20 protein-coding genes and 2 pseudogenes are annotated in these 23,879 nt (G+C 64.8%); 12 read left to right on the top strand and 10 right to left on the bottom strand.

From position 1 onward, the window contains the following. Positions 1-52: 52 nt before the first annotated feature. The 3 genes from ppsA to JOE41_RS20670 all read right to left on the bottom strand — a co-directional run bounded on the left by ppsA (position 53) and on the right by JOE41_RS20670 (position 4,011). Positions 53-2,470, bottom strand: a complete 2,418-nt coding sequence (gene ppsA / locus JOE41_RS20680) for a phosphoenolpyruvate synthase (RefSeq protein ID WP_209753460.1) — start codon at positions 2,468-2,470, stop codon at positions 53-55. 151 nt (positions 2,471-2,621) lie between these two features. Then, on the bottom strand, positions 2,622-3,440 hold the full coding sequence (locus JOE41_RS20675) for a pyruvate, water dikinase regulatory protein (protein ID WP_209753459.1): 819 nt from the start codon (positions 3,438-3,440) through the stop codon (positions 2,622-2,624). Positions 3,441-3,546: 106 nt separating this feature from the next. Further along, the gene (locus tag JOE41_RS20670; RefSeq protein WP_209753458.1) at positions 3,547-4,011 is read right to left on the bottom strand and encodes a phage tail protein; all 465 of its coding nucleotides are present in this window, start codon (positions 4,009-4,011) and stop codon (positions 3,547-3,549) included. Positions 4,012-4,079: 68 nt separating this feature from the next. On the opposite strand from JOE41_RS20670, the pseudogene JOE41_RS21080 reads away from it, so the two are divergent. From JOE41_RS21080 to JOE41_RS20660, 3 genes and pseudogenes are all read left to right on the top strand, one after another. Next, positions 4,080-4,273 (top strand): annotated as a pseudogene (locus JOE41_RS21080) (AarF/UbiB family protein); the annotation flags it as partial. 404 nt (positions 4,274-4,677) lie between these two features. Next, a complete protein-coding gene (locus JOE41_RS20665) occupies positions 4,678-7,980 on the top strand; it encodes a family 78 glycoside hydrolase catalytic domain (protein WP_307800732.1) in 3,303 nt (1,100 codons plus the stop codon). Between the two features lie 122 nt (positions 7,981-8,102). Continuing rightward, a complete protein-coding gene (locus tag JOE41_RS20660; RefSeq protein WP_011691816.1) occupies positions 8,103-8,915 on the top strand; it encodes an MBL fold metallo-hydrolase in 813 nt (270 codons plus the stop codon). Between the two features lie 35 nt (positions 8,916-8,950). On the opposite strand, the gene JOE41_RS20655 is transcribed toward JOE41_RS20660, so the two are convergent. Together JOE41_RS20655 and JOE41_RS20650 are read right to left on the bottom strand one after the other, a co-directional pair. Further along, the gene (locus JOE41_RS20655) at positions 8,951-9,742 is read right to left on the bottom strand and encodes a trans-aconitate 2-methyltransferase (protein WP_209753456.1); all 792 of its coding nucleotides are present in this window, start codon (positions 9,740-9,742) and stop codon (positions 8,951-8,953) included. Beyond that, positions 9,732-10,754, bottom strand: a complete 1,023-nt coding sequence (locus JOE41_RS20650; protein ID WP_209753455.1) for an NAD(P)/FAD-dependent oxidoreductase — start codon at positions 10,752-10,754, stop codon at positions 9,732-9,734. The genes JOE41_RS20655 and JOE41_RS20650 overlap by 11 nt, the downstream gene beginning before the upstream one ends. Before the next feature lie 121 nt (positions 10,755-10,875). Here JOE41_RS20650 and JOE41_RS20645 point away from each other — a divergent pair, with 121 nt between their 5' ends. After that, positions 10,876-11,460 (top strand): helix-turn-helix domain-containing protein, encoded by a 585-nt coding sequence (locus JOE41_RS20645; RefSeq protein ID WP_209753454.1) that lies wholly within the window; start codon positions 10,876-10,878, stop codon positions 11,458-11,460. 59 nt (positions 11,461-11,519) lie between these two features. Here the strand turns inward: JOE41_RS20645 and JOE41_RS21265 are convergent. Next, a pseudogene (locus JOE41_RS21265) lies at positions 11,520-11,645 on the bottom strand (VOC family protein); the annotation flags it as partial. 218 nt (positions 11,646-11,863) lie between these two features. On the opposite strand from JOE41_RS21265, the gene JOE41_RS20635 reads away from it, so the two are divergent. The 5 genes from JOE41_RS20635 (at position 11,864) to JOE41_RS20615 (ending at position 17,187) form a co-directional block, all read left to right on the top strand. Continuing rightward, positions 11,864-12,334: a hypothetical protein gene (locus JOE41_RS20635; protein ID WP_011691812.1), complete on the top strand. Its 471-nt coding sequence runs from the start codon at positions 11,864-11,866 to the stop codon at positions 12,332-12,334. A gap of 132 nt (positions 12,335-12,466) precedes the next feature. Further along, positions 12,467-13,201: a hypothetical protein gene (locus JOE41_RS20630; RefSeq protein WP_209753453.1), complete on the top strand. Its 735-nt coding sequence runs from the start codon at positions 12,467-12,469 to the stop codon at positions 13,199-13,201. Positions 13,202-13,554: 353 nt separating this feature from the next. Continuing rightward, a complete protein-coding gene (locus tag JOE41_RS20625) occupies positions 13,555-15,723 on the top strand; it encodes a glycogen debranching N-terminal domain-containing protein (protein WP_209753452.1) in 2,169 nt (722 codons plus the stop codon). A 63-nt stretch (positions 15,724-15,786) separates the two neighbouring features. Next, a complete protein-coding gene (locus JOE41_RS20620) occupies positions 15,787-16,605 on the top strand; it encodes a hypothetical protein (RefSeq protein ID WP_209753451.1) in 819 nt (272 codons plus the stop codon). 105 nt (positions 16,606-16,710) lie between these two features. Beyond that, positions 16,711-17,187, top strand: a complete 477-nt coding sequence (locus JOE41_RS20615) for a DUF2809 domain-containing protein (protein ID WP_209753450.1) — start codon at positions 16,711-16,713, stop codon at positions 17,185-17,187. Between the two features lie 62 nt (positions 17,188-17,249). On the opposite strand, the gene JOE41_RS20610 is transcribed toward JOE41_RS20615, so the two are convergent. The 4 genes from JOE41_RS20610 to JOE41_RS20595 form a co-directional block, all read right to left on the bottom strand. Further along, complete coding sequence (locus tag JOE41_RS20610) at positions 17,250-18,716, bottom strand: MFS transporter (RefSeq protein WP_245201330.1); 1,467 nt, start codon at positions 18,714-18,716, stop codon at positions 17,250-17,252. 291 nt (positions 18,717-19,007) lie between these two features. Continuing rightward, the gene (locus JOE41_RS20605) at positions 19,008-19,613 is read right to left on the bottom strand and encodes a DUF1326 domain-containing protein (protein ID WP_011691806.1); all 606 of its coding nucleotides are present in this window, start codon (positions 19,611-19,613) and stop codon (positions 19,008-19,010) included. A gap of 127 nt (positions 19,614-19,740) precedes the next feature. Continuing rightward, on the bottom strand, positions 19,741-20,451 hold the full coding sequence (locus JOE41_RS20600; protein ID WP_011691805.1) for a class I SAM-dependent methyltransferase: 711 nt from the start codon (positions 20,449-20,451) through the stop codon (positions 19,741-19,743). A gap of 164 nt (positions 20,452-20,615) precedes the next feature. Beyond that, complete coding sequence (locus JOE41_RS20595; RefSeq protein WP_209753448.1) at positions 20,616-21,581, bottom strand: amidohydrolase family protein; 966 nt, start codon at positions 21,579-21,581, stop codon at positions 20,616-20,618. Positions 21,582-21,778: 197 nt separating this feature from the next. On the opposite strand from JOE41_RS20595, the gene JOE41_RS20590 reads away from it, so the two are divergent. Genes JOE41_RS20590 through JOE41_RS20580 form a run of 3 tightly spaced genes read left to right on the top strand, consistent with a single transcriptional unit; the run spans position 21,779 to position 23,814 of the window. Continuing rightward, positions 21,779-22,471 carry a histidine phosphatase family protein gene (locus tag JOE41_RS20590; protein ID WP_011691803.1) on the top strand — a complete coding sequence of 231 codons (693 nt, stop codon included), beginning with the start codon at positions 21,779-21,781 and terminating at the stop codon, positions 22,469-22,471. Between the two features lie 24 nt (positions 22,472-22,495). Continuing rightward, a complete protein-coding gene (locus JOE41_RS20585; protein ID WP_011691802.1) occupies positions 22,496-23,047 on the top strand; it encodes a DUF3090 domain-containing protein in 552 nt (183 codons plus the stop codon). Continuing rightward, the gene (locus tag JOE41_RS20580) at positions 23,047-23,814 is read left to right on the top strand and encodes an SCO1664 family protein (RefSeq protein WP_209753447.1); all 768 of its coding nucleotides are present in this window, start codon (positions 23,047-23,049) and stop codon (positions 23,812-23,814) included. Before JOE41_RS20585 ends, JOE41_RS20580 begins: the two co-directional genes overlap by 1 nt. Positions 23,815-23,879: the final 65 nt, after the last annotated feature.

Here is a 23,879-nt window from a genome sequence, read left to right as displayed (position 1 = left end):
CAGTGCCCGCCCGGGGCTATCCCGGGCGGGCACTCGTATCAGCTCCGAAAAGTCAGCGCGCTTCTGCGCCGACGGCCGCTCCGGCCCCGGCCAGGCCTGCCGCGCCGGCGAGCCGGAGCCAGGTGTCCACCACGGTGTCCGGGTTCAACGAAACCGAGTCGATGCCTTCCGCCACCAGCCATTCGGCGAAGTCCGCATGGTCGCTCGGCCCCTGGCCGCAGATGCCCACATATTTGCCGCGCGCCTTGCACGCCTTGATCGCCATGCTCAGGAGCTTCTTGACGGCGGGGTCGCGTTCATCGAAGCCGCCCGAGACAATCGCGGAGTCCCGGTCCAGGCCAAGGGCCAGCTGGGTCATGTCGTTGGAACCGATGGAGAATCCGTCGAAATAGTCCAGGAAATCGTCGGCGAGCAGCGCGTTGGATGGAATCTCGCACATCATGATGACCTCGAGGCCATTTTCGCCGCGGCGCAGGCCGTTCTCGGCGAGCAGGTCGATGACGCCACTGGCCTCGTCCACGGTACGCACGAAGGGGATCATCAGTTTGACGTTGGTCAGCCCCATCTCGTTGCGCACGAAGGACAGGGCCTCGCACTCCAGGTCGAAGCAGTCCCGGAAGGACGGTTCCAGGTAGCGTGACGCGCCGCGGAAGCCGAGCATCGGGTTCTCTTCATGCGGTTCGTACGCGGGGCCGCCGATCAGGTTGGCGTACTCGTTGGACTTGAAGTCGGACATCCTGACAATCACCGGCTCCGGCGCGAAGGCCGCGGCGATGGTGGCCACGCCTTCGGCAAGGCGCTTGATGTAATAGTCGCGCGGGCTGTCGTAGGCGGCGATCCGCTCCCGGATCTCCGCAATGACCTCCGCCGGCTGGTCCTCCAGGTTCAACAGTGCTTTGGGGTGGATCCCGATCTGGCGGTTGATGATGAATTCGAGCCGGGCGAGGCCTACTCCGTCGTTCGGCAGCTGGGCGAACGTGAAGGCCTGTTCGGGCGTGCCGACGTTCATCATGACCTTGACCGGAGCCTCCGGCAGCTGGGTGATCTCGGTTTCCTCGACGCTGAAGTCCAGGAGCCCTTCGTAGATGACGCCGGTTTCACCGTCGGCGCAGGAGACGGTGACTTCGAGGCCGTCCGAGAGTGCTTCAGTGGCGTTCCCGGTGCCGACGACCGCGGGAATCCCCAGTTCGCGGGCAATGATGGCCGCGTGGCACGTGCGTCCCCCGCGGTTGGTGACGATCGCGGAGGCACGTTTCATGATCGGTTCCCAGTCCGGGTCGGTCATGTCGGCGACGAGGACGTCGCCGGTCTTGAAAGCGGCCATCTGGTCGATCGCGGTAAGGATGCGGACGCTGCCGGCACCGATGCGCTGGCCGATGGCGCGGCCCTCCACGAGCACGCGGCCGGTCCCGTTGAGGCGGAAACGGCTCAGGCTGCCGGACGCACGGCGGGACTGCACGGTCTCGGGGCGCGCTTGCAGGATGTACAGGCCGCCGTCAATCCCGTCCTTGCCCCATTCGATGTCCATCGGACGGCCATAGTGGTTTTCGATGGCGACCGCGTGGCGGGCGAGCTGCTCGACGTCGTCGTCAGTGAGGCTGAAGCGGTTCCGCAGCGAAGCCTCAACCGGTACGAAGTCGATGGTGCGGCCGATCTCCCGGCTGCTCGTGTAGGTCATCTGCAGGGCTTTTTCGCCCAGTCCGCGCTTGAGGATGGCGGGTCGGCCGGCCTGCAGGGCGGGCTTGTAGACGTAGAACTCGTCGGGGTTGACGGCGCCCTGGACCACGGCTTCGCCGAGGCCGTACGAGGAGGTGACGAAGACAGCGTCCTTGAACCCGGACTCGGTGTCCATGGTGAACATGACACCGGAAGCGCCCACGTCGGAACGAACCATCCGCTGGATGCCGGCCGACAGCGCGACCTCGGCGTGTTCGAACTTATGGTGCACCCGGTAGGCGATGGCGCGGTCGTTGTAGAGGGACGCGAAGACGTCCTTGATGGCGAGCAGGATGTTCTCGATCCCGCGGACGTTCAGGAAGGTCTCCTGCTGCCCGGCGAAGGAGGCATCGGGAAGGTCTTCCGCCGTTGCGCTGGAACGGACGGCCCAGGACAGGTCATCGGAGCCCCCGTGCTTGTCCACCAGTTCCTGGTACGAGGCGCGGATCTGCGCTTCAAAGTCCGGCAGGAAGGGCGTCTCGCGCATCAGGGTCCGGATTTCCTGGCCGGCCGCGGCGAGTGCCGTCACGTCGTCGGTGTCCAGCCCGACCAGCCGGTCGGCGATCTTCTGGTCCAGGCCGGAGTCAGCCAGGAAGGTGCGGTAGGCGTCGGCCGTCGTGGCGAAGCCGTCAGGGACCTGGACGCCGGCAGAGGTCAGGTTCTGCACCATCTCACCAAGGGAGGCGTTTTTTCCGCCCACCCGGTCCAGGTCCTTGAGTCCGAGTTCTGAGAACCACAGGATGTCTGTCGTCATAGTTGCTGCTCCTTTGCAGATGATGGCATGCAGATGTGCCGCCCCGCTCCCGGCGATGGCCGGTTGGTGGGCGCGAATCCTGTCCACAGTGACAGGTCTCGGACGCGCTTTCCACATGATGTGCGCCACACTGAGTTTGTGAAAATTTTCCCTAATGCTTGAGGTTCATGCGCTGCAGGATGGTCGCAGCCATTTCCTCCACGGACACCGTCGCTGAATTGAGGTATGGAATCCGGTGGGAGACATACAGCTGTTCGGCGCTGCGCAGCTCGAAGCCGCACTGCCGCAGTGATGCGTACGGCGAACCGCGGCGCCTTTCGGTACGGATTTGGCTCAGGCGCAGCGGGTTGGAGGAGAGTCCGAAACATTTCTCAACGAAAGGCCTCAGCGGCTTGGGAAGCCCTTCCCGCTCAAAGTCCTCGTCCACCAGCGGGAAATTAGCGGCGAAAATCCCATGTTGCAGCGCCAGATACATGGTTGTGGGCGTCTTCCCGCAGCGTGAGGGTGCCACGAGGATGACCTGCGCCTTTTCCAGCGCACGCAGGCTCTGGCCGTCGTCGTGTTCCATGGCGTACTCGACGGCGGCCATCCGGGACTGGTACCGCTCTGCATTGCCCAGCCCATGGGCCCTGCCGGGTTCGCCGCTGGCCGGGGCGCCAAGGGCCTGCTCCAGCTGTCCGACATGCGTCCCGATAAGATCCACGACGATCCCCTTGCACTTAGCGAGGGCCCGGCGGATGTCGCTACTGACAGCGGTGGAAAAGACGATCGGCCGCGGGCCGGTGGCGGCCAGGTCGTCGATGGTATGGACCACGGTCCTGGCCTGCTCGACGGTAGTAATGAAGGGGACGGTGATCCTGTCAAAGTTATTGGCGGGGAACTGCGTCAACAACGTGTTGCCGAGCGTTTCCGCCGTGATGCCGGTGCTGTCCGAAAGAAAGTAGACAGGCCGAAGATCGTCATTGGTCATGAACGCATTGTCCACCAGGAGCGGTCCGGTATCCCAACGCGGGGGCCGACGATGTCCCTGGTGGTTCGCAACAGCACCGCGCCAGCCGCGCCGCAACGTCAGCCGCTCAGTACTCGCCCTTGATCACGAAGTAGGAGCCTCGGATAACGCCTGCGAGCTTGGACTTCTGGCGGGCGAATTTGAGACGGGATGCCAGTTCTTCCGGAATATCCATGCCTTCAGCCAGTTTGAATCCAACCGCTCGTTTCCCGCCGTCCTCGATGCTGTACATGACGTTGATCGACAGACCCGACTCGTAGAACACGTAATCCATCCGCAGGCCTTCGACTTCGAAGGCTGTCGCTTCGAGCGGGCGGGAACCGATGACGATGTCGCGTTCCTCCTTGAGGATGCGGCTGACCCGGTCGACCACCTCCGGCATGTCGCTTGCGGGGCTCACGGTGAAAACGTGATCGTACTTGTTCCGGTAGTAGCGGCCCTCGTTGGCGCGCAACCCGGCGAGCGTCTCAGCCACCGGAGACGACTCAAGCCCGACAGTGGAAACGTTCTCGAAGTCAACAACGTACGGCATGCGTCCTCCTGGTGGGATGTGTTGGACCAACGATAACGCGACGATACGCCCCGCCAGCGTCCGAACGCTCCCGTGCGTGCTTGGTGTCCGATCGTGCGGACATGGCAGCACTGGTCGAGGAGGTTGCGCAAACCAGTCTTGAGGAGATCGACTACCTGAGGCGGCGAACTCAGAGCGTTTTGCGGCTGATCTTGCCCACGACGACCGGGTGGATGTGCCCGAGGTCGCGGGCATCGACCCGGCCTTGGTTGCCCCGGTTTTCGATCGGGAGCGGGCCTTCCAAAGCCTGCTTTGAATCGTTACATTGCTTGACTCCCGGCTCATCCGTAGTCCAGACTGGGTCGCAGAAAGCGCTTTCTTGGTTCAGCGGCCATTCTTTGCGTTCACGCGGAGTAGCCCGTAACCGTGGGCCCAGAGTCGTTCGGCGGGCAGCCGTCCCGCGGCCCCGGGCCGCCAAAACTGGGAGTCGGGCCGCAAGCTTGTGCCTTCGGGCAGAAACGGAGATCCATTGAGAACACCATTAGGCGCCGCCGCCAAGTCCCCTTCCCCAAGTGCGGGTCCTGTCCGGCGCCCAGGTGCGTTCGCGTCCCGGCCCGCCGCAGCCGGGCCGATTCGCGCTTCGTACGGAACTCCTTCCTGATGGGCGTCTCCCCCACCCAGGAAACAGTGCCAACCGATACGCGACAGGGCGGACTCCATGCTGCCGGCCTGCTGACAGACGGCCTCGCCCCCTGCCTGACGGCGTCTCTGCGCCCGGTGTTCAGGTGGAGGCTGAGCCAGTCGGAGGACGCCGATCCTGCCGCGGCCTGGCAGACCGGCTATGAGATCACCGTCGAGGATTCGGCTGGAACCGGGATCTGGCACTCCGGACCCGTCCCCTCATCCAGGCAGTCCGGGGTCCCCTACGGTGGACCGGAACTGGCTGAGGACGCCGACTACAGCTGGCGTGTCCGCGTGAATGACGCCGCCGGGAACCCCGGCCCCTGGTCCGAAGCGGCGGTCTTCAGTACCGGACTCTCGGACAGCGGGTGGGGCGCCCACTGGATCCACCGGGCGGCAGGCGGCCGGCCTCCGCTGGACGTCCTGGACGGCGCCCTTCGTGTGGCGGGCTCGCCGTTCCTTCCCGTCCCCTGCGGGCCCGTCCGGCAGTTCATCCTGGACGCCCGCCTCCGTCCGGTGATGGGATGGGCCGGTCTGCTTCTCCGCAGCAGCGGGCCCGGCACGGGGCTGCTGCTGGAACTGAACACCGCGGGCAACGTTGTGCTCCGCCGCGCCCCGGCCTGGGAAATCCCCGCCCCTGTTGCTCCCGACACCGAAGTCTTGGCCAGCGCACAGCTGGAACGCGACGCCGTGGCCAGCCAGGAGCGACTGCCCGGCAAGGACATGGTCCCGGGCACGTGGCAGCACCTGACCGTCACCGACGACGGCGACACCATCAGCGTGACCCTCGACGGCGTTGAGCTGCTCTCCGTGGCTGAACCCTCCCCTGCCGGAGCGAAGGGATTGCTTGCACTCCACCAGGGACCCCGCAGCCAAGCCGAGTACGCCTCCATACGCGTCACCGCCGCCGGGCCCACACCTGACAATGCTCCCATCAGCGCCATGCTAATCCTGGACCACAGATTCGACGCCGGACCTGAGGAAGCCCGTGCCTCCCTCAGCCATTGGGCGCGCACCACGGTTCACCGGCAGCCCGATGAATGGTCACTCTTCCGCACCACCATCCGGCTCACCGGCGGCGTTGCCCGTGCCCGTCTTTTCGCCGCAGCCAGCCATCATGCCCAGCTTGCCGTGAACGGCAGGCCCTGCCTCAGCACCACTTCATTCAGCTATCCTGGCGAAGGATATTACGACGCCGCCGACGTCACTGCGCTCCTGGCTGCCCACACACCGCAAGACACGGCAGCGCCGCCCGCCCAGGCGACAGACCCCGTCCGGCAGCAATCCACAGATGTTTCGCTGACGGCCCTGCTGCACTGGTACGGCCCCGGCCAGGGCAGGGCGGCCAGCGTCCCGGGCCTGCTGGTCCGGCTCAGCGTTGACTACACGGACGGACGCCGCGAGGTCTTCGGCTCCGGCCCGGACTGGCGCGCGGCCGAGGCCCCCTACCGGCAGGCCGGCTACCGCAACGACGAGGGCGATCCCGTTGAGCACCTCGACGGGCAGGCCGCGGTAGCCTTCGACACCCGCCAGGACATGGCCCTGGCCCTAAGCTACGGCCCCCATCCTGTCCCGGCATTCCCCGCACTGCACCCCCGGCGCACTTTCCTGTCCGAGACTTTTGTTGCCCCGGAGGCGTTCCTGACCGCCACCGACGGAACGCTGGTGGCGGACTTCGGCCGGATCATCCCGGCGCGCCCGGAAGTGGACTTCCGCGCCGGCGCGGCCGGGCGGACCGTGATGATCCGGGCCGGGTACTCCCTTGACTCCTGCGGCAGGGTGGACAGCGGCAAAACGGCCAGCCAGAACACGGACATGTCCTTCCCGTATACGCAGGCGGAAGGCCCCCAGCCGTTCCGCAGCAGCGTGCACCTGGGCTTCCGCTACCTGGAAATCCCCGGCGTGGAGGCGTCGGACCTGTCCCGGGTGGGCGCCGTCGTCGTCCATGGCCGGCACCCGCACGAGGGGAGCTTCAACAGCTCAGACCCCGCACTGAATGCCGTGTTCCGGCTGCTGCGCGATTCAGCACTGTACGGCGTCCAGGAACAGTTCGTGGATACGCCCACGCGGGAGAAAGGCCAGTTCCTGGCCGACGCCGTCAACATCTCCTACGCCACCATGGCACTCTTCGGCGAGCACGCCTACACGGCGCAGGCGCTGCGGGAGTTCGGCTGGTCAGCGGCGCGCTACTGGAACGCCTGCGAGGACCGGGGGCGCTACAACGCGGTCTATCCCAATGGCGACGGGAAGCGCGACATCCCCGACTTCTCGCTCATGATGCCGGAGTGGGCCGAGGAATACCACCTCCGGACCGGAGACCTCGCACTCGTGAAGGAACTGCTCCCGCACCTCCGGAACACAGCCGACTACGCGCTGCGGTACCTCGCCACGGACGGCCCGACGGCGGGACTGGTCACCGAACTGGGCGGCGGCTCCGGCCCCTACCTTCACGGCATCGTGGACTGGCCGGCCCCCGGCCGCTTCGGCTACGACATGGAGTGCGCTGCAAAGACCACCGTCAACGCCCAGGCCTACTCGGCCCTCATGTCCACTGCGCGGCTGTGCAGCATCGCCGGCCAGGAGGACGATGCCGTGCGCTACGCCGGACATGCCAGGGCCCTCGCGGAAACCATCCGCACGCGCCTGCGCGTGGACGGCGTGATGGTGGACGGGCTGCACGCCGACGGAACACCCAGCACCCACGCCTCCCAACATGCAACGTCCTTCCCGCTGTCCCTCGGAATCACCGATCCTGCGCACGCAGCGGCTGACGCAGACAGGATCGCGGCCCAGGGCATGCGCCAGGGACCCATGACCGTACACCGGTTGGTGCGCGCCCTGGTGGCCGAGGGACTGACCGACGCCGTCATCGATCTGCTCACATCGTCGGACCAGCCCGGCTGGGCACGGCTCCTCGAGCAGGGCGCCAGCTTCACCTGGGAAGCCTGGGAACTGGAAGACGGCACCGACTACAGCCAGTCCCACGCCTGGTCCGCCTCCGTGTTGAAGGAAATCCTGGAGTCCCTGCTCGGCGTGCGTGTGACGGTTCCCGGAGGCAGCGAACTGCTGATCGAACCGCCGGCCTGCCGGCTCGAGCACGCCCGGGGAAGTCTCCCGCTGCCCAATGGTGACGTTGCTGTTGCGTGGCGGCGGACCACGGCTGGAACGTACTTGGAGTGCACGGTTCCCGCCGGCGTCACCGCCATCGTCCGGTTGCCCGACAGCACCGCCCCGGCCAACGGACCTGCAACGCGTGACTTCCGGGTCCACGCGGGAACCTGGAACTTCACGCCGTCCTGCGAATCCTGACAGCAACCGGGTTAGCACCTTTCTAACCATGACCCGCGTGCCATAGTGTGGGCACGCCAGCCTACTGCCGAAGGTGAGGAAACCCGAGAGCAGGACACAGGACGTTTTGGGAGGGGTCAACCATGCTGATTTGCGCGACCTGCGCCGTCGAACGCGATGAACCCGCCCCGGAGCTCTGCCCGATCTGTACCGATGAGCGGCAGTATGTGCCCGAGGAGGGACAGAAGTGGCTCACACTGGACGGGCTGGCGCAGCAGGGTCAGCAGACGGTGTTGAGGGAGAACGAGCCGGGCCTTATCGGGATTAGGACAGAGCCTAAAGTCGGGATCGGCCAGACCGCTCAGCTTGTGGTGACACATGAGGGGTCGCTGCTGTGGGATCCGGTCGGCTATGTCGATGACAGTGCCGTTAACGCAGCGCTCGAGCGGGGGCCGGTCCTGGCGATCGCGGCCAGCCATCCCCACATGTTTGGTGTGCAGGTCGAATGGTCACATCGGCTCGGGGGCGTTCCTGTGCTGGTGGCGGACGCAGACCGGCGATGGCTGGGGCGCAACGATCCGGTCATCGAATACTGGTCCGGCAGTCACACTATCGCCGAGGGGTTGACACTGCACCAGACCGGGGGGCATTTCCCCGGCAGTGCGGTGGTGCACTGGGCTGCAGGAGCGGCCGGCAGAGGAGTCCTGCTGACCGGTGACAGCGTGTATCCGAATCCAGACCGTCGGTCCATCTCCTTCATGCGCAGCTACCCGAATCATTTGCCGCTATCCGGCGCGGTAGCGTTGCGAATCGCCGCGCAGCTCGGAGAACTCGAGTTCGACCGCATCTACGGCAACTTCAACAATGTCATCGCGTCCGGAGCCAAGGCCGCACTGCACGATTCCGCCCAACGGCACGCGGCTTGGGCGCGAGGAGACTTCGACCACCTGACCTGACCCGCCCTCTGGCTCCTAAGGGTTCGCCAGCTGGCTCAAGGCTGCTCCTGGGCCTCGACGAGCGTGGCCACCCAGACGGTCCGGGTGGCGCGGGGTTCGAGCTCGATGTCGTCGGAGAACTGCTCCAGCATGTCTTCTACGGTGCCGCGGTCATCCGCGGTGAGGGCCGCCAGGTGTGAGAAGCGTGCGAACCACTGCCGGGCATACTCCCGCGCGGCCGGTGTCACTGGTGCGGTGGCCATCACTTCGGACCGGCTGACGGCGAACCCGGCGGCCTCGATGACCGGCGTCCAGTTCGGGTGATGGTTCCACCCCTCGGCCGCCGCAGCGGAGTGGCAGCGCAGCTCCAGCAGCGCTCCGCGCGGATGGCTCAGGAAACGAGGCAGGGCGGCGAGCTCGACGACGACCAGCACCCCGCCCGGGGCCAGCGCCCGGCGGACCCCCGACAAGAGCCGGGCGGGGTGGGTCACGTGGTGGAGCGAGGACGATGCCCACACCAGGTCAACCGGCGCCTCGGCCGTTGCACCCGCCGCTATCAAGGAGCCGCCCAGGGCAGGGAAGCCGTGGTTGAGGTCGGCCTCGACCACGGCGAAGTCCTGCCCGCGCAGCAGCTCGAGCATCTGCGGGTCGTTGTCGACGCACGTCACCGCGGCGTCGGGGAATCGCTGGCGAAGGAGCCGGCTACCTGCGCCGGTGCCCGCGCCGAGGTCAACGATGCTGCGCGCAGCCTGCGCCCCGGCCAGGTCCAGGACGGCTGCGAGATGGTTGCCGAACACCTTGGCATCGAGGTCGAGGAAGCGGTTCTGGTCGTGGCTGTCAGATGCCATCATCAAGGCTATGGCGTCGGTGTGTCAGCACGATCTGAGAGACGGCTGCTTCCGAGGCGGCCGAGAAGGGGCCGAAGTGACCCTCGACAGCCCACCGGGTTTCCTCTTCGATGAGGTCGGCGTTGATCCGTGCGCCGCTCATGACACCCTCGGCCGCCGCGGTGATTACCTGGGCCATGAGGTTGGAGACATTGCCGGCCGCGTACACGCCGCGGACGGCCGTCGCACCCATGGCATCGGTCTCGATAAACCGTCCGGCCCCCGAGGGGTGCACCTGGGAACCTAGTCCGAGTGATTCCAGAAGAGCGGATCTGGCCTCCATCCGGGTTCCGACAGCGAGCGCCTGCAAGTCGAACGAGGGGCCCTGGCGGAGCGTGAGCCCTGTGAGGACGCCATTGACAGTGTCAACAGAAGCCACGGCGCCGTCAACGACCGTGACGGACCGGGCGGCGAGCTTCTCCCACTCTTCGTCGGTGGGTTCCACGGTGTCGTTGAGGAAGAGAGTGATATCCCGGGACCACTGCCTGAACAAGAGCGCCTGATGGACGGACAGCGGGCCTGTGCCCAGCACTCCAATCCGTTGACCGCGGATTTCCCAGCCATGGCAGTAGGGGCAGTGCACAACGCCCTTTCCCCATTGCTCCCGCAGCCCGTCGACGGGAGGCAGTTCGTCTGTCAGGCCGGTGGTGACGAGGAGGCGTCTGCCGCTGAACCGGCGGCCATCTCCGAGAATCACCTCGAATCCATCGAGGGTCCGACGTGCCGAGACGGCTTCACCGTCGATGACCGTTCCTCCGTAGGAGAGCACTTCGCTGCGCCCTGTGGACAGGAGTTCCCAAGGATCCATGCCGTCCCTCGAAAGATAGCCGTGTACGCCCGCGGCGGGTCCGTTGCGTGGAGTTCCGGAATCGATGACCAGCACCGGGCGAAGCGCCCGGCCCAGAGTCGTGGCAGCGCTAAGTCCCGCCGCGCCGCCACCGACAATTACAACGTCATAGCGTGTGGTGCCCATACAGATCTTTCCTACTTCGCGTCCTGGAGGTTCGCCGCCGGAGTCCTGCGGCGGTCACACCAGCTTCCACCGCACAATCGAGAATTGACAAACATGATTGCCGTTATGGCAAAGTGGGGTCATGGAAATTGAGCTTGACGACGTTCTCGGGGCTGTCGGCCCCCGGCTTCGGGCACTCCGCACGGAACGGAACCTCACCCTCGGGGATGTCTCCTCCGCATCCGGCCTGTCGGTGAGCACCCTGTCCCGCCTGGAATCCGGCCAACGCAGGCCCAACCTTGAACTCCTGCTGCCACTCGCGAGGATGTACGGTGTTCCCCTCGATGATCTTGTCGGCGCGCCACCCACCGGGGATCCGAGAATCCACCTGCAGCCCATCACCCACGGCGGCATGACGGCTGTTCCGCTCACACGCCGTCCGGGCGGATTGCAGGCCTTCAAGATGGTGCTCACAGGTGATGCCCGCGGGTCGGAGCCCGACCCGCGCGTTCACGAAGGCTACGAATGGCTCTACATCCTCAACGGACGGCTGCGTCTGGTGCTGGGCGACAAGGACTTCGAACTGCGCCCCGGCGAAGCCGCGGAATTCGACACCCACACACCGCACTGGTTCGCCAGCGCTGACGGCAGACCGGTCGAGTTCATCAGCCTGTTTGGACAGCAGGGCGAACGGATGCACGTACGCGCGCGGCCCAAGCCTTCATAGCCGAAGGGGGCCGAGCCGGTGAATGCCACGACGCGGAGGCCCAGGTGACTCCGGGTTCCGGCAGCCGCGACCTTTGCGACGGCGGCGTCCGCGCCGTCGGCCTCGTCAACAACGCGCATGCCGAACTTCTTCACGTAAAACTCAGCGGATGCCGCGACGTCAGGGGTGAAGACGAGTGCACTTATTGGATGAGTAAGGCTCCGGATGCTGGCCTTCTCTAATGAAATCCTGGTCTGACGGGCGACCCGTTAGGGAGTGTCTTGCGGCACGGATTCTAAACCGGGACAGCAAGACGTGCCGCAGCGGGGCAGCCGGAGTCTTGACAGCCGACTGCTATCAGGAATCATCGGTGGTGTCGCGAACGGGATGGGGCCACGCTGATGACAGACACAGGAGCTAAACAATGGGGACGATGATCGGCGCTGTGCACTCTATGGGGGGCGAGCCGCCTCGGCTCGAACGCGTGCTACTTCCCGAGCGGCATGAGTTCGAGGTGGTAGTTCCGGACGGCTCGGGGGTCCGGGGTTATGTGACCAGCTATGAGGTTTGGGACTCGTTTGTGCGGGTGAACGTGACTTTTATCGATCAACCGCTGCGGAGCGGGCGCGAAGACGCGCTCGTTCTACGGCTCTCAGACGGCACGTTCGCGAAGATGGTTCACGGGAATGGCGGCGGGAGTGACCGGTTCAGCGTTATGGGAACGGCGTTCGCCCGCCCGCTCGTCGCCCAGACTGCGACGCTCGGGCTCGGACGGGACCCGCGCAGACCCCCAGCGCCTCGCATTGTCCAGGATCCGCGAGGCGTGGTGCTGCCTGCTCGCGATCCTACCGAGGAGATGGTTTTCACACCGATCATGGACCTCGCGCTCCCGTAGAGGATCCGGCGGCGGGACTCACCATCCGTTCCCGTTATCCAAAATGGCGGAGCGTTGGCTTCTGGCGTCTCTTGCGGTCAGTGTTGGCTGGGCGTAACGTCCGCAGCATAAGGGCTGCCTTTGGAGGCCTCCATGCGTGTGCTGCTACGCCATTTCATCTCCATGACATCAGTCTTGGCCGTCTGCCTCGGCCTTTCGGCGTGCACCGTCGCCGAGGCGCCATCCCCCACACCGACTACGGAGGCCCGCACGGTCCCACCGTTACCCACGGTCCCACCGCTGCCGAAGAGCGGCGACATCGACGCTGGTACATACCTCGTCACCAGCTTCGCAGAGAATTTCGAGATCACCGTCCCAGACGGCTGGGTGAGTGAAGGCGGCGCCGGCGTGGGCAAGGACGACCCGGATCACCCGGATGAAATGGCGGTCTTCGTGGGTTGGTGGCCCTCCAACCATGTGCCGAGGGACGCATGCGCGTGGCAGGGCGCGCTCGTCGAGGTCAATCCGTCGGTTCAGGCTTTCGTCGACGCGATGACGGCGCAGACGTCAACGGCCAGCACCCCTCCCGTCGAGGTCATGGTGGGCGATTACGCCGGCGTCGAGTTCGACCACTCCGTCGAGGGCGACGTGGACATCAAAGCCTGCGACAACGGTCAGTTTTGCGTTCACTCAGAATATTCGAACCTATGCACCCGCTGGTACTCGAGCGCCGCTGAACGCGAAACCTACCGGGTGGTCAACCTGAACGGCCAGCGCGCTATGTTCTGGGTGGTCCAATTCCACGAATCGATCAATCCGGAGCTGACACGAGAGGCACGCGCCGTCTTCGACTCGATCGTGTTCAAGCTCCGACAAGTGACCAGCTGATGCGATAGGCGATCTCCTTACGGGACGGACGAACCAGGTACTGCCAACTTTGCCGCTGCGTCGTGATAAGTCGCGAACTTGGCGGATGCGCAGGACCAATTCAGCACAGCTCTGGGGCGTCTAGGCCATTTTTCGCGATCGGCGCGTCGAACTGCGCATGTTCCAACACCTCCTTCAGATTGGTGTTGCGACGTTCGTGAGAAGCCGCCCCGGATTTATACCGTGCCTGCCTCCCGCCGATCAAAGCCCTAGCGCCGGAGGGCCGGCGAGCGTAGCGTCGAACACAGAGTTGGCTTCGACGGCAGCGGCCTGGAACCGGGACCGCAGGGGCCTTGATTCCGAGGGAGGCCAAAATGGCTGGGTGGAACTCTGACACGGCGGCCGGTCCCATGGGGGCCGGGACGGTCACCCTGGTCGAGGGATCGTCCTTCTGTATCTCCTTGCCGAACGGCGACATCCACCCGGAACATCCCCATGGCCTTTTTGTCCAGGACACCCGGATCCTTTCCAAGTGGAGCCTGACCATCAACGGACAACCGCTCGAGCCGCTGGCCGCGGAGACGAAGGAGCCGTACCGTGCACTGTTTGCAGGCCGTGTTCCACGCACCGACGGATACGCCGACAGCCCCCTGATTGTTGAACGGCTCCGTGAGGTTGGAGCTGGAATCCGAGAGCAGATTACTGTCCGCAATTTCTCTTTGGACCCTGTCGAATGCTCTGTCTCCCTTACCGTTGAGGCTGATTTCGCCGATCTCTTTGAAGTCAAGGAGGCGCGGATCCAGCGGCAATGGAACGAAAACCGTCAAGCGGAAGGCCATGTGCTGACCATCCGGGCTGCCTGGCAAGACGTCCGGAAAGGCGTTGTAGTCCGCGCCCCGGGAGCGGACGTGACTCCGAACGCCATTACGTACCGGGCCTCTATCGCAGCCCACGGCCAGTGGAGCGCCACCCTCATCGCGGTGCCCGGCATGGACGGAGCCACCTCTGATTCGTTCGTGCATGCTGAGGGTGACGGGCTGTCCCCTAGTGACCGGCGCCGCCAGGAGTGGGTGGCCAGGATCCCGGTGCTCCACATGGGGAGCCCGTCGATCGAACGCACCCTAAGGCGCAGCTACGATGACCTCGGCGCCCTTCGCATCGAGGATCCGAACCACCCGGACCGGGTCGTGGTGGCCGCCGGTGCGCCCTGGTTCATGACTCTGTTCGGACGGGATTCGCTGTGGGCCTCGGAAATGGCGTTACCGGTGGACCCATCGTTGGCTTTGGGCACGCTCCAGACTCTGGCGGACCGCCAAGGGACCGTGGTCGATCCAATGAGCGAGGAGGAACCGGGAAAAATCCTCCACGAGGTCAGGCTCGATGTCTCCAGCGGACTATCCCTGGGAGGTAAGTCCGTCTACTACGGGAGTGTTGACGCCACGCCGTTGTTTGTTGACGTCCTCGGGGCGGTCAGCCGCTGGGGATTCGCCAAGGACACCATCGCCGCACTACTGCCCCACGCGGACCGGGCGCTGGACTGGATCCGTGACTATGGAGACAAAGACGGCGACGGGTTCGTCGAGTATGAGCGCCTCAACGACCAGGGGCTGATCAACCAGGGATGGAAAGACTCCTGGGACGGCATCAACTTCGCCGACGGCCGACTGGCCGAACCACCCATCGCGCTCTGCGAGGTTCAGGCCTATGTTTTCGCGGCGTACCTGGCGCGGGCATGGATGGCATACGACGACGGCGACACGGTTCTGGGCGACAAACTCGCCGGCTGGGCTTCGGCGTTGAAGAAGCAGTTCAATGAACAGTTCTGGATGCCTGAGCGCGGCTACTATGCAGTGGCCCTGGACGGCAAAAAGCAGCAGGTTGATGCCTGCGCATCCAATATGGGCCACTGTCTATGGCTGGGCCTCATCGATGAGGACAAAGCATCCAAAGTGGCCGAACGCCTCATGTCACCGGAGATGTTCAGCGGGTGGGGCGTGCGCACCCTCGCCAGCGACATGGGTGCCTACAACCCCGCCAGCTACCACAACGGCTCAGTCTGGCCGCACGACAATGCAATCATCGCGGCCGGTCTGCTCCGCTATGGCTTCGTGGCGGAAGCACAACGGATCTCCACGGCACTGCTGGAGGCTGCAGAATACTCGGACGGCCGGCTGCCGGAACTGTTCTGCGGCTTCAGCCGTGAGCAGTTTACTGAGCCAGTGCCCTACCCCACGGCCTGTTCACCGCAGGCCTGGGCAGCGACCACACCGATACTTCTGGTGACCAGCCTGATGCGGTATGACGCCCACGTCTCCCGCGGAGGCTTCTGGCTGGATCCGGTGCTTCCGGAATCGTACGGTGACCTCCACATCACCAACGCACCCATGGCCGGCGGCAGGATCACCATAGATATCACCGGGTCCGTCCCATCCGTCCAGGGCCTGCCCGAAGGAATGGCTTTCCACCGCGGGCACCGCCCATGGATAACAGAACTGGTCGAGCAAGCCAGTAAACGACTTCCGCAAGGCCGCCGCCGTCCTTGAGGCTCACGGGAGCCAACCACTACACGACGCATTCCCGCCGCGTCGCGATAAAATGGACCGATCATGATCGGTGCACCGCTCCGTCTTCTTGTGGCCTGGTTCGTCGCCCTGGCGACCCTCCTCTCGGCCTGTGTGCCTGCGATCAGACTCGATGAAGTCACCACCGATCAACCGATCCAGACCCCATCGTCCCGACCGGCCGCACGCGATGACGTCCGCCCTCCTCAAGGGACGCTATCCCCCACCCCGACATCCGTGCCCGCGCCGCCTCCGGTACCCCAAGCGTTCGCCCTCAACCTCTACCAGGAGGGGGACTTCGTGCCGCAGTACACCTTTGAATGGTGTGTGGCGGCAAGCATCCAGATCATGCACAACCTCATCGACAAGACGGGGACCGGGACGTGGGCGGATAGCGTTCAGCAAGGCGAACTCTGGGAGATGGCCCGGGCACGGTCGACCAATTCGTTCAACGGTGCCAACCCCCTAGGCTGGGCGCAAGTGCTCAACGAGGTCGGGATGGGCCCGTACGCCGTCGTCAGCATCGCTGACTACGGGGAAGCGCTGCAGACGGCTGCGCGTGCCATCGTCGACACCGGCCGGCCGGTCGGGCTGGTCCTGTGGCGCGGTCGCCACGTATCGGTGATGAGCGGCTTCGAATCACTAGGCGATCCCGGCCAGTTCCCGGAGTTCGCGGTCACCGCCGTCCGCGTGCAGGATCCGCTCTACCCGTACGGCGGCGAACAGTGGGGTCCATCCCCTGCGCCTAACAGCCTGCTCACTCCCGAGGAGTTGGCGACGCAGTTCGTCGTCCGCGAGCCGCGACGCTGGAGCACTGATCTGCCGACCGGCTACCTGCTGGTGCTGCCGGTTGCCGCGGCCTGATCCGATCTGGCGGACTCTCCCGCCAACGGCCGGCTCGCCTACCGCAATGAAGTGCTGAGCTAGGCTGATTGCCAGGGCTCTCACGGGTCCGCGTTGGGGAGGGTAATGAGCAGCTTCGACGGTGGGGCTTCGGGCAGTGATCTGGCCGGGAACAGCGGCGGCACTGAAGCTGTGGGTTCCGTCAAACTGGGGCGTTCAAGAATCAGACGGGCCTTGCTCTGCGTCGCCGGGCTGATTTGTGCCGTGCTCGGGTTGGGCATTCGTGCGTTGAGCGATGCTGCGTGGACCGGGCCTGCCGGTGACGGCATGTACGCGGCTCTGGTCTACATTCTCGTGGCCATCCTGCTTCCGTCAAAGCCCAAGATGCTGATTGCAGCCGCAGCCGTTACGGTCTGCGTGATGATCGAACTGTTCCAGCTCACCGGTCTTCCTGCCGAATTGGGAGAGTCCTGGCCACCCCTTCGGCTGGCCCTCGGAACCACATTCGGCACCGCGGACTTGTTGGCCTACGCCGTCGGTACTGCAGCCGCCTATGCGGTGGATCGGACGACCAGCGCGGTGGTGAACCGACTCCGCTTCTAGTAATTCACCGCAAACGGGCAGCCCAGCCGGACGCCGCATGGACCAGGGCCCCGGGAGCGGTCCTAATCCGGTGAGGATGCCGTACCGTGCGCGGCGGCCACCACAGGGTCAGCAGTCGAGCGGGTGGGGGTCTCGCTGTCTGTAGCGGGCATCGCGATCACGGCGACGACGGTGAGTACGGCGGCGGCCAGTACGGCTATGAAAACAGCCCCGGAGGCCACGACGACTGTGTGCGGGTCCGTATTGCCGCCCGGAGTGCCTGCGTAGATCGCGTTCGCAACCGCCCCGAAAACCGCGACACCGAGGGAACTACCGATCGACCGCGCGAAAAGATTGGTACCGGTGACAACTCCGCGCTCGTTCCAGTCGACGCTGGACTGGGCGGCGATAAGGCTCGGGGTGGCAACCAGTCCGAGCCCGAGCCCTACGATGAAGCAACTCGCCGCCGCCAGGAGAACGCTGGGTGCGGAGGCGGTGAGCGCAAGTACCGCTGTGCCGATGACGGTGATAGTAATGCCGATCATCGCGGTCTTCCGGAACCCCAACCGAAGATAGAACCGGCCCGATTGTGACGCACTGATCGGCCAGCCGATCGTCAATGCTGCCAGCGCGAGCCCGGCCAGGATCGGGGAGGTCGAGAGGGCTCCTTCGAGGAACGTGGGAACGTAAGAGGTGAGGCCAAGCATGACCGCTCCAACGCCAAAGGAGATCAGTGCCGTCGTCGCCAGCAGCCGCCGGGAGACGACCCATGGCGGCAGGACCGGCTCGGCGGCCCTGCGCTCGACGAGGATGAACACGGCGAACAAGAGCGCTCCGCCGGCGAACACCGCAACGCTGATGGCGGAGGTCCATCCCCACGCCTGGCCGCCTTCGAGGGCCCCAAGAATGATCAGCGTCAGCGAGCCAGTCAGCAGGCCCGCCCCCAGATAGTCGATTCGGTGCCTGGCGCGTTCGACCTTCTCGTGGAACGTCCGGCTCAGCATCCACCCTGCGATGAGGCACAGTGGAATGTTCACGAGGAAGATCCCGCGCCACATGCCCATTGCTGAAAACACGCCCCCGAGCGTCGGGCCAACGACCGAGGACACTGCCCATACGCTCGCAAGGTAGCCTTGCACCTTCGCCCGCTCAGTCAGCGAATAGATATCGCCCGCGATCGTGATCGCCATCGGCTGGACTGCTCCCGCGCCCAGGCCCTGCAGCACACGGAACGCGATGAGGGCAGGCATGCTCCATGCCACTCCGCAAAGGATCGAACCGAATAGGAATAGCCCGATGCCGATCAGGATGATCGGTTTGCGGCCGACGACGTCGGAGAGCTTCGCGTAGACGGGGACGGACACGGCCTGCGCCAACAGGTAGGCAGAAAAGAGCCATGGAAAGGACGCAAAGCCGCCAATGTCATGTACGATCGACGGCACCGCGGTCGCGACGATCGTCGAATCGATCGCCACCAAGCCCGTAGAGAGCATCAGGGAAATTAGTATAGGACCGCGCTTCGAGCGGAAGCCGACTCCCTCTGCAGGCATTGTCGTCACGTGATCTCATTCCCGTCGTCATCGATTAGCGCTGCGCGGAGACCCACTCCGGCTAATGGCACAACTGCCTGATTCAACGAAATAGTCCCGATCCGACAGGCATTCCACAACACGCTCGACAGCCTGGCGTTGGAGGGCCGGCAGGGGCCGTTAGTGGAGAACGACGCGGACCATGCCCGGATGGCCTGGGAAAATGAATTTCCACGCCAGTGTTGCGGCGCACGCCGTCAATGCCAACTCCGCCGCATGGTGGCTGGGTGTCAGGCGGCTCCTGCCCGGCACTTAAGCGGACCAGGCGAAGGGGGCAGAGAAGGAGTTCTTCCCGGCGTTATCCCAGGTCATCCCGAACACGTCGACGCGGGCGGTGCTTGATGTGCCGGCTGCCAGGGTGTCGGCCGGGAATCCGACCCCGCTGACTTTGACTCCTTGTCCTGTGGGATCAAGGGGAGACACGAAGTCCTCGACCACCATGTCGACCGCACTGCCAATCCGGACCTGGTGGACATGCCCGTCGTCTGCGTAGGCCATTTCCAAGGAGGCCATGCCCGCCATTTCACCGATCAAGGGGGCGAGGCCCTCCATCGGACCACCGAGCTGTCCGCCGAAGACTGCACCGAGAGCTTCGGCCTGCTCAGCTGAGGCGGCTGCATCCACCAGCACTCCGACCTTCCAGCCCCCGTCACTCATGAGGGCCGGAGTGTCGGCTACGACGCAGACTGTCAGACCGCCGACGTCGACTCCGTTTACTTCGCCCGTTTCGACGTGGAAAGCCAACGCCACGTCACAGCGTTCGTTATCCGCCGGCGCGGTCAGCCCTGAAGTGGAACACGGGCAGACCATGTCGCAGTTGCAATTCTCAAAATACGTGCCCTCGACATGCCACGGCATTTAGGGCTCCTTTCGAAGAGGCTCCCCCAAAAAAGTCTCCTCGCCGTCCTGAGCGGTGTCAACGGAACGCGGCAGCAAACCCCTGAGCCAGTTCCTCATCGGCCGAAACGGGCCTGTCTGTTCCAGTTCAGACTTTGTTTGCTTCGAGGACGAAGAAGATGAAGGACAGGAACGCTGTCCTCTCGCCGTTGAGGATGCGCGGCGGAAGGAGTTCGTGCGGTGTGTCTGGAGACGGCTCCGGTTCGCTCACGGTGGTGACGTGAAATCCCGTCGACGTGAAGGCGCTGATCATCGCGTGAAGTGGTCGGTGCCAGAAGGTCAGGACCGCAGGCTCGCCGTCGAACTCATAATCCTCCGAGTACTCCCGGATGGCGAAGTAGTCCTCCGTTGGTTGGTTGATCACGCTGACTGTGGGGTGGTTGACCGACAGGATCAGGCGACCACCCGGCTTCAGCACGCGCCGCAGTTCGGCAAGCGGTGCTGACCAGTCCTGCAGATAGTGCAGCACCAAGGAAGAGACAATGTCGTCGAAAGAGCCATCGGCGAAAGGGAGCGGCTTGCTGAGATCGGCCACGTACAGGTCTGCGGTCGCGCCCAATCGCTGTCTTGCCAATTCGAGCATCGCAGGACTGGAATCGAAGCCGGTCATGATCGCGCCTTTCGCGCTCAGTGCAGCGGACAGGGGCCCGGAGCCACACCCTGCGTCCAGGACCCGGTGACCGTCCACGTCACCGGCGAGGCCAATCATCGCCGGTCGCTCGTAGTAGGCGTTGAGGAGGCTGGCTTCGTTCTCGGCGGCGTAGTACTCGGCAAAATCGTCGTAGTGGTTGGCCTTCACTGCTTTTCCCCTTCAGGCGGAGTCTCACGAGCGGGACAATAGGGCTGATCCTAGCAAGCACGGACCGTCCTCCCCCTCCGCTTACGGCGCAGGCCCCGGGCCGGCCAACGGCACCGGCCGCCGCCGACAAATAGCCCGCCACGGGGCGGGACGCCCTCAACGGCCTAACGCCGATCAAGGTTGAGACGGGGAAACAGCGCCTCGGAGTTGCTGCGGTCTATCGCCGCGCGCACTGCGTGATCCAGCGGGTAATTCTCATACTGCATGTTCAGGAAATCGATCGCTGCAGAGGGGGCGAAGGGGAAATCAGTGCCGTATGTGATGCGGCCCGGGTCAGCTACCTCAAGCAGGCTGGGCAACGCTGCCGGGCTGGCAGACAGGGCAACATCGTAGTAAAAGCGTCGCAGGACGGACTGCTTCTTATCTCCCAACGCCGCCAGCGCGCTGAGAGCCAGCTCCCTGTCGAGGAGCATGGTCAGGAGGATTCTGTAGGCAATGAAGGGCACGAAGCCGCCCGCATGGGCCAGGATAAACCTGATCCCGGAGAACTTCTCCATCGCACCGGACAGAACCAGGCTAATCGCCGTGCGGGTGGTGTCGAGCATGAAATCCGCGGCAAAGGCCGGTATGCCCGGCACGGCCGGAGCAGGAAGGTCACCAGGGTGGATGAAGACCACGGCCCGCCGGTGGTGCAGGAACTCCAGCAAAGGCTCAAAACCCGGATCGCCGAGGTAGCGGCCGTCATTATTGGCCAGCAACACGATCCCGTCCGCGTGGAGGGTGTCCAGGGTGTACCGGGCCTCCGCAAGGGCACCTTCCACGTCGGGCAGTGTGAGCGTCGCAAAGAACCCGAACCGATCCGGCCGGGCGGCCACCACCTCCGCACAGAACTCGTTGACCTCCCGCGCCCTCAACCGCGTTTCCATCGCATCCCCGAAATAGACGCCGGGCGTGGACAGGGAAAGGATGCCAGTCTGCACGTCGTGCCTGTCCATGAACTTCAACGCGGAGCGCTCGGACCACGACGGCAGACCAATCCCACCGGGGTGTATCCCCTTTTCACGTATCCACCGCGCATACGCCGGCGGAACGATGTGCTGGTGAGTATCGATACGATACGGAGGGCCCATCCGAATCCCCTGCCAACATGCTCATTTCACTGATCTGCGGGCTATCAGCGGATTCTAGCAATCTACTCGCAGAACGGGCTCTAGTGCAGACCACGGGACGCTGCCTAACCGCGGTGGACTCGCCGCCGCGCAATCGGTTTCGGACCCGGGAACTCTACGGTTCACACCGCCGTCGAGCGGGTGGTTAGGCTGGGGGGATGGCGACAGTTATTCTCGTGCGGCACGGCCGCACCACAGCCAATGCCACTGGACTGCTGGCCGGTCGGGCCGTAGGCGTCAGCCTGGACCAGGTCGGGCGCGAACAGGCGGCTCTGACCGGAGACCGGCTCGCGGCCGTGCGCGTAGTCGGGGTGGTGTCGAGCCCCCTTGAGCGATGTCAGCAGACCGCCCAGCTCATCCTCGATCGCCAGGCCGGCAATCCTTCCGCGCCGGCCGATCCCGATCTCACCGAGTGCGATTACGGCCGGTGGCAGGGCCGGATGCTCAGTGAGCTCGCTACCGAAGACCTGTGGGCTGCTGTGCAGTCGCGGCCGTCCACTGTTGTTTTCCCCGGCGGTGAATCCATGGCGGCGATGCAGGCTCGGTCGGTAGCGGCGATCCGGCGCCACGATGCAGCCTTTGAAGCCGAGTACGGGCCGGGAGCCGTGTGGGTGGCGGTAAGTCACGGCGACGTCATCAAGTCAATCCTGGCCGACGCGCTCGGCATGCACCTCGACCTGTTCCAGCGTATTAACGTGGGCCCTGCCTCCGTTTCGATCGTCCACTATGGTGCTGTTCGGCCGACCGTCTATGCGACGAACACCGACGCGGGGGATCTGTCGTGGCTGTCGAACGGCATCACCTCCGGCGATGCGCCAGTCGGCGGCGGCGCAGGGCAAAAGGCGCAGTAGGCCTCATGTGCCTAAAATACTGACATGCCCACACTTGTTCACGAGTTTGCCTGGCCTGACCGGGTCGTCATCGGCACCATCGGCTTTCCGGGCGCGCGCACGTTCTACCTGCAGGTACGTGCAGGTAAGCAGATTGTGAGCATCGCGCTGGAGAAGCAGCAGTCAGCCCAGCTCGCCGAGAAGATTGACGAAATCCTCGATCAGCTCATTGCCCTCGAAGGCAACCCCTTCAGCGTGCCCACGGGTACTCCCATCGAACTTGTCGACAATGACCAGCTCGAGCCGGTCACGGAGCAGTTTCGAACCGGGGCCATGACGTTAGGTTGGGACCCGACGACGGCGCAGGTAGTCATAGAGGCATACCCACTCACCGAAGTCGATGCTGATGACCTCGAATCGCCGGCTGAGAACGGCCCTGACGTGCCCGAAATGTTGCTGGTGCGGATGCCTGTTGGTACCGCTCGGGCATTCGCCAAGCGGACCCGGGAGGTGGTGGGCGCCGGGCGTCCGGCATGCCCGCTCTGCGGTTATCCCGTAGACGCCGACGGCCACGTCTGCACCTTGCCTGAGGCCTGATGCCGGCACCCGACCTCCTGACTGACGAGCTGATCCTCACCGGCCGCATCACGACGGCATCGAACGCCACCTTCCTGGGCAGCATCGGCGACACAGCGGTCGTTTACAAACCGATTGCCGGGGAGAAACCGCTGTGGGATTTTCCCGACGGCTTCCTTGCCCACCGGGAGGTGGCCGCCTACCTGGTTTCCGAGGTCCTCGGGTGGAACATTGTGCCACGCACATGGCTGCGGGACGGTCCGTTAGGTAAAGGAATGGTGCAGCTGTGGAAGGAGCCAGACCCCGACCAGAACGCTGTGAACCTCGTTGCGGCGGGCGACGTACCGGAGTCCGGGTGGAAGCAAGTCCTTGAGGGTCAGGATGAGTACGGACGGACGGTCGCCCTCGTCCACGAGGACTCTCCGGCGCTCCGGCGCATGGCGGTGTTCGACGCCGTCGTGAACAACGCCGACCGCAAGGGCAACCACGTCCTGGCCATGACAGACGGACACCGGCACGGCGTGGACCATGGGCTCACTTTTCACCGCGACTACAAGCTGCGGACAGTGCTGTGGGGGTGGCTGGGCGACAAACTGACCGCCGAGGAACGCGACGGCATCGATCGAGTCATCGAAGGACTGCACGGCGGGCTGAGCCGAAGCCTGGCGGACTTGCTCAGCGCCGAAGAAATCGCATCGCTCGCCACGCGCTGCGCCCGGTTGCGCTTGGCAGGGCGGTTTCCGGCTCCGAGCGGTGAGATGTCGGCGGTGCCCTGGCCGCTGTTCTAAGAGAAATACGGCTACGGGCTTCGCCGAACGCTCAGGCGTGCCCGTTCCGTTCCGGCGACCCGGGG

It is taken from the genome of Arthrobacter sp. PvP103, assembly GCF_017833075.1.
Taxonomy (GTDB): Bacteria; Actinomycetota; Actinomycetes; order Actinomycetales; family Micrococcaceae; genus Arthrobacter.
Note: the sequence above shows the minus strand (reverse complement) of the source record. Positions and strands in the feature narration are given on the sequence as shown.

Bases quoted from the DNA above. Each gene is read 5' to 3' on its own strand.
- ppsA (WP_209753460.1), bottom strand. From the start codon at position 2,470: ATGACGACAGACATCCTGTGGTTCTCAGAACTCGGACTCAAGGACCTG.
- JOE41_RS20675 (WP_209753459.1), bottom strand. From the start codon at position 3,440: ATGACCAATGACGATCTTCGGCCTGTCTACTTTCTTTCGGACAGCACC.
- JOE41_RS20670 (WP_209753458.1), bottom strand. From the start codon at position 4,011: ATGCCGTACGTTGTTGACTTCGAGAACGTTTCCACTGTCGGGCTTGAG.
- JOE41_RS20660 (WP_011691816.1), top strand. From the start codon at position 8,103: ATGCTGATTTGCGCGACCTGCGCCGTCGAACGCGATGAACCCGCCCCG.
- JOE41_RS20655 (WP_209753456.1), bottom strand. From the start codon at position 9,742: ATGGCATCTGACAGCCACGACCAGAACCGCTTCCTCGACCTCGATGCC.
- JOE41_RS20650 (WP_209753455.1), bottom strand. From the start codon at position 10,754: ATGGGCACCACACGCTATGACGTTGTAATTGTCGGTGGCGGCGCGGCG.
- JOE41_RS20645 (WP_209753454.1), top strand. From the start codon at position 10,876: ATGGAAATTGAGCTTGACGACGTTCTCGGGGCTGTCGGCCCCCGGCTT.
- JOE41_RS20635 (WP_011691812.1), top strand. From the start codon at position 11,864: ATGGGGACGATGATCGGCGCTGTGCACTCTATGGGGGGCGAGCCGCCT.
- JOE41_RS20630 (WP_209753453.1), top strand. From the start codon at position 12,467: ATGCGTGTGCTGCTACGCCATTTCATCTCCATGACATCAGTCTTGGCC.
- JOE41_RS20625 (WP_209753452.1), top strand. From the start codon at position 13,555: ATGGCTGGGTGGAACTCTGACACGGCGGCCGGTCCCATGGGGGCCGGG.
- JOE41_RS20620 (WP_209753451.1), top strand. From the start codon at position 15,787: ATGATCGGTGCACCGCTCCGTCTTCTTGTGGCCTGGTTCGTCGCCCTG.
- JOE41_RS20615 (WP_209753450.1), top strand. From the start codon at position 16,711: ATGAGCAGCTTCGACGGTGGGGCTTCGGGCAGTGATCTGGCCGGGAAC.
- JOE41_RS20610 (WP_245201330.1), bottom strand. From the start codon at position 18,716: ATGCCTGCAGAGGGAGTCGGCTTCCGCTCGAAGCGCGGTCCTATACTA.
- JOE41_RS20605 (WP_011691806.1), bottom strand. From the start codon at position 19,613: ATGCCGTGGCATGTCGAGGGCACGTATTTTGAGAATTGCAACTGCGAC.
- JOE41_RS20595 (WP_209753448.1), bottom strand. From the start codon at position 21,581: ATGGGCCCTCCGTATCGTATCGATACTCACCAGCACATCGTTCCGCCG.
- JOE41_RS20590 (WP_011691803.1), top strand. From the start codon at position 21,779: ATGGCGACAGTTATTCTCGTGCGGCACGGCCGCACCACAGCCAATGCC.
- JOE41_RS20585 (WP_011691802.1), top strand. From the start codon at position 22,496: ATGCCCACACTTGTTCACGAGTTTGCCTGGCCTGACCGGGTCGTCATC.
- JOE41_RS20580 (WP_209753447.1), top strand. From the start codon at position 23,047: ATGCCGGCACCCGACCTCCTGACTGACGAGCTGATCCTCACCGGCCGC.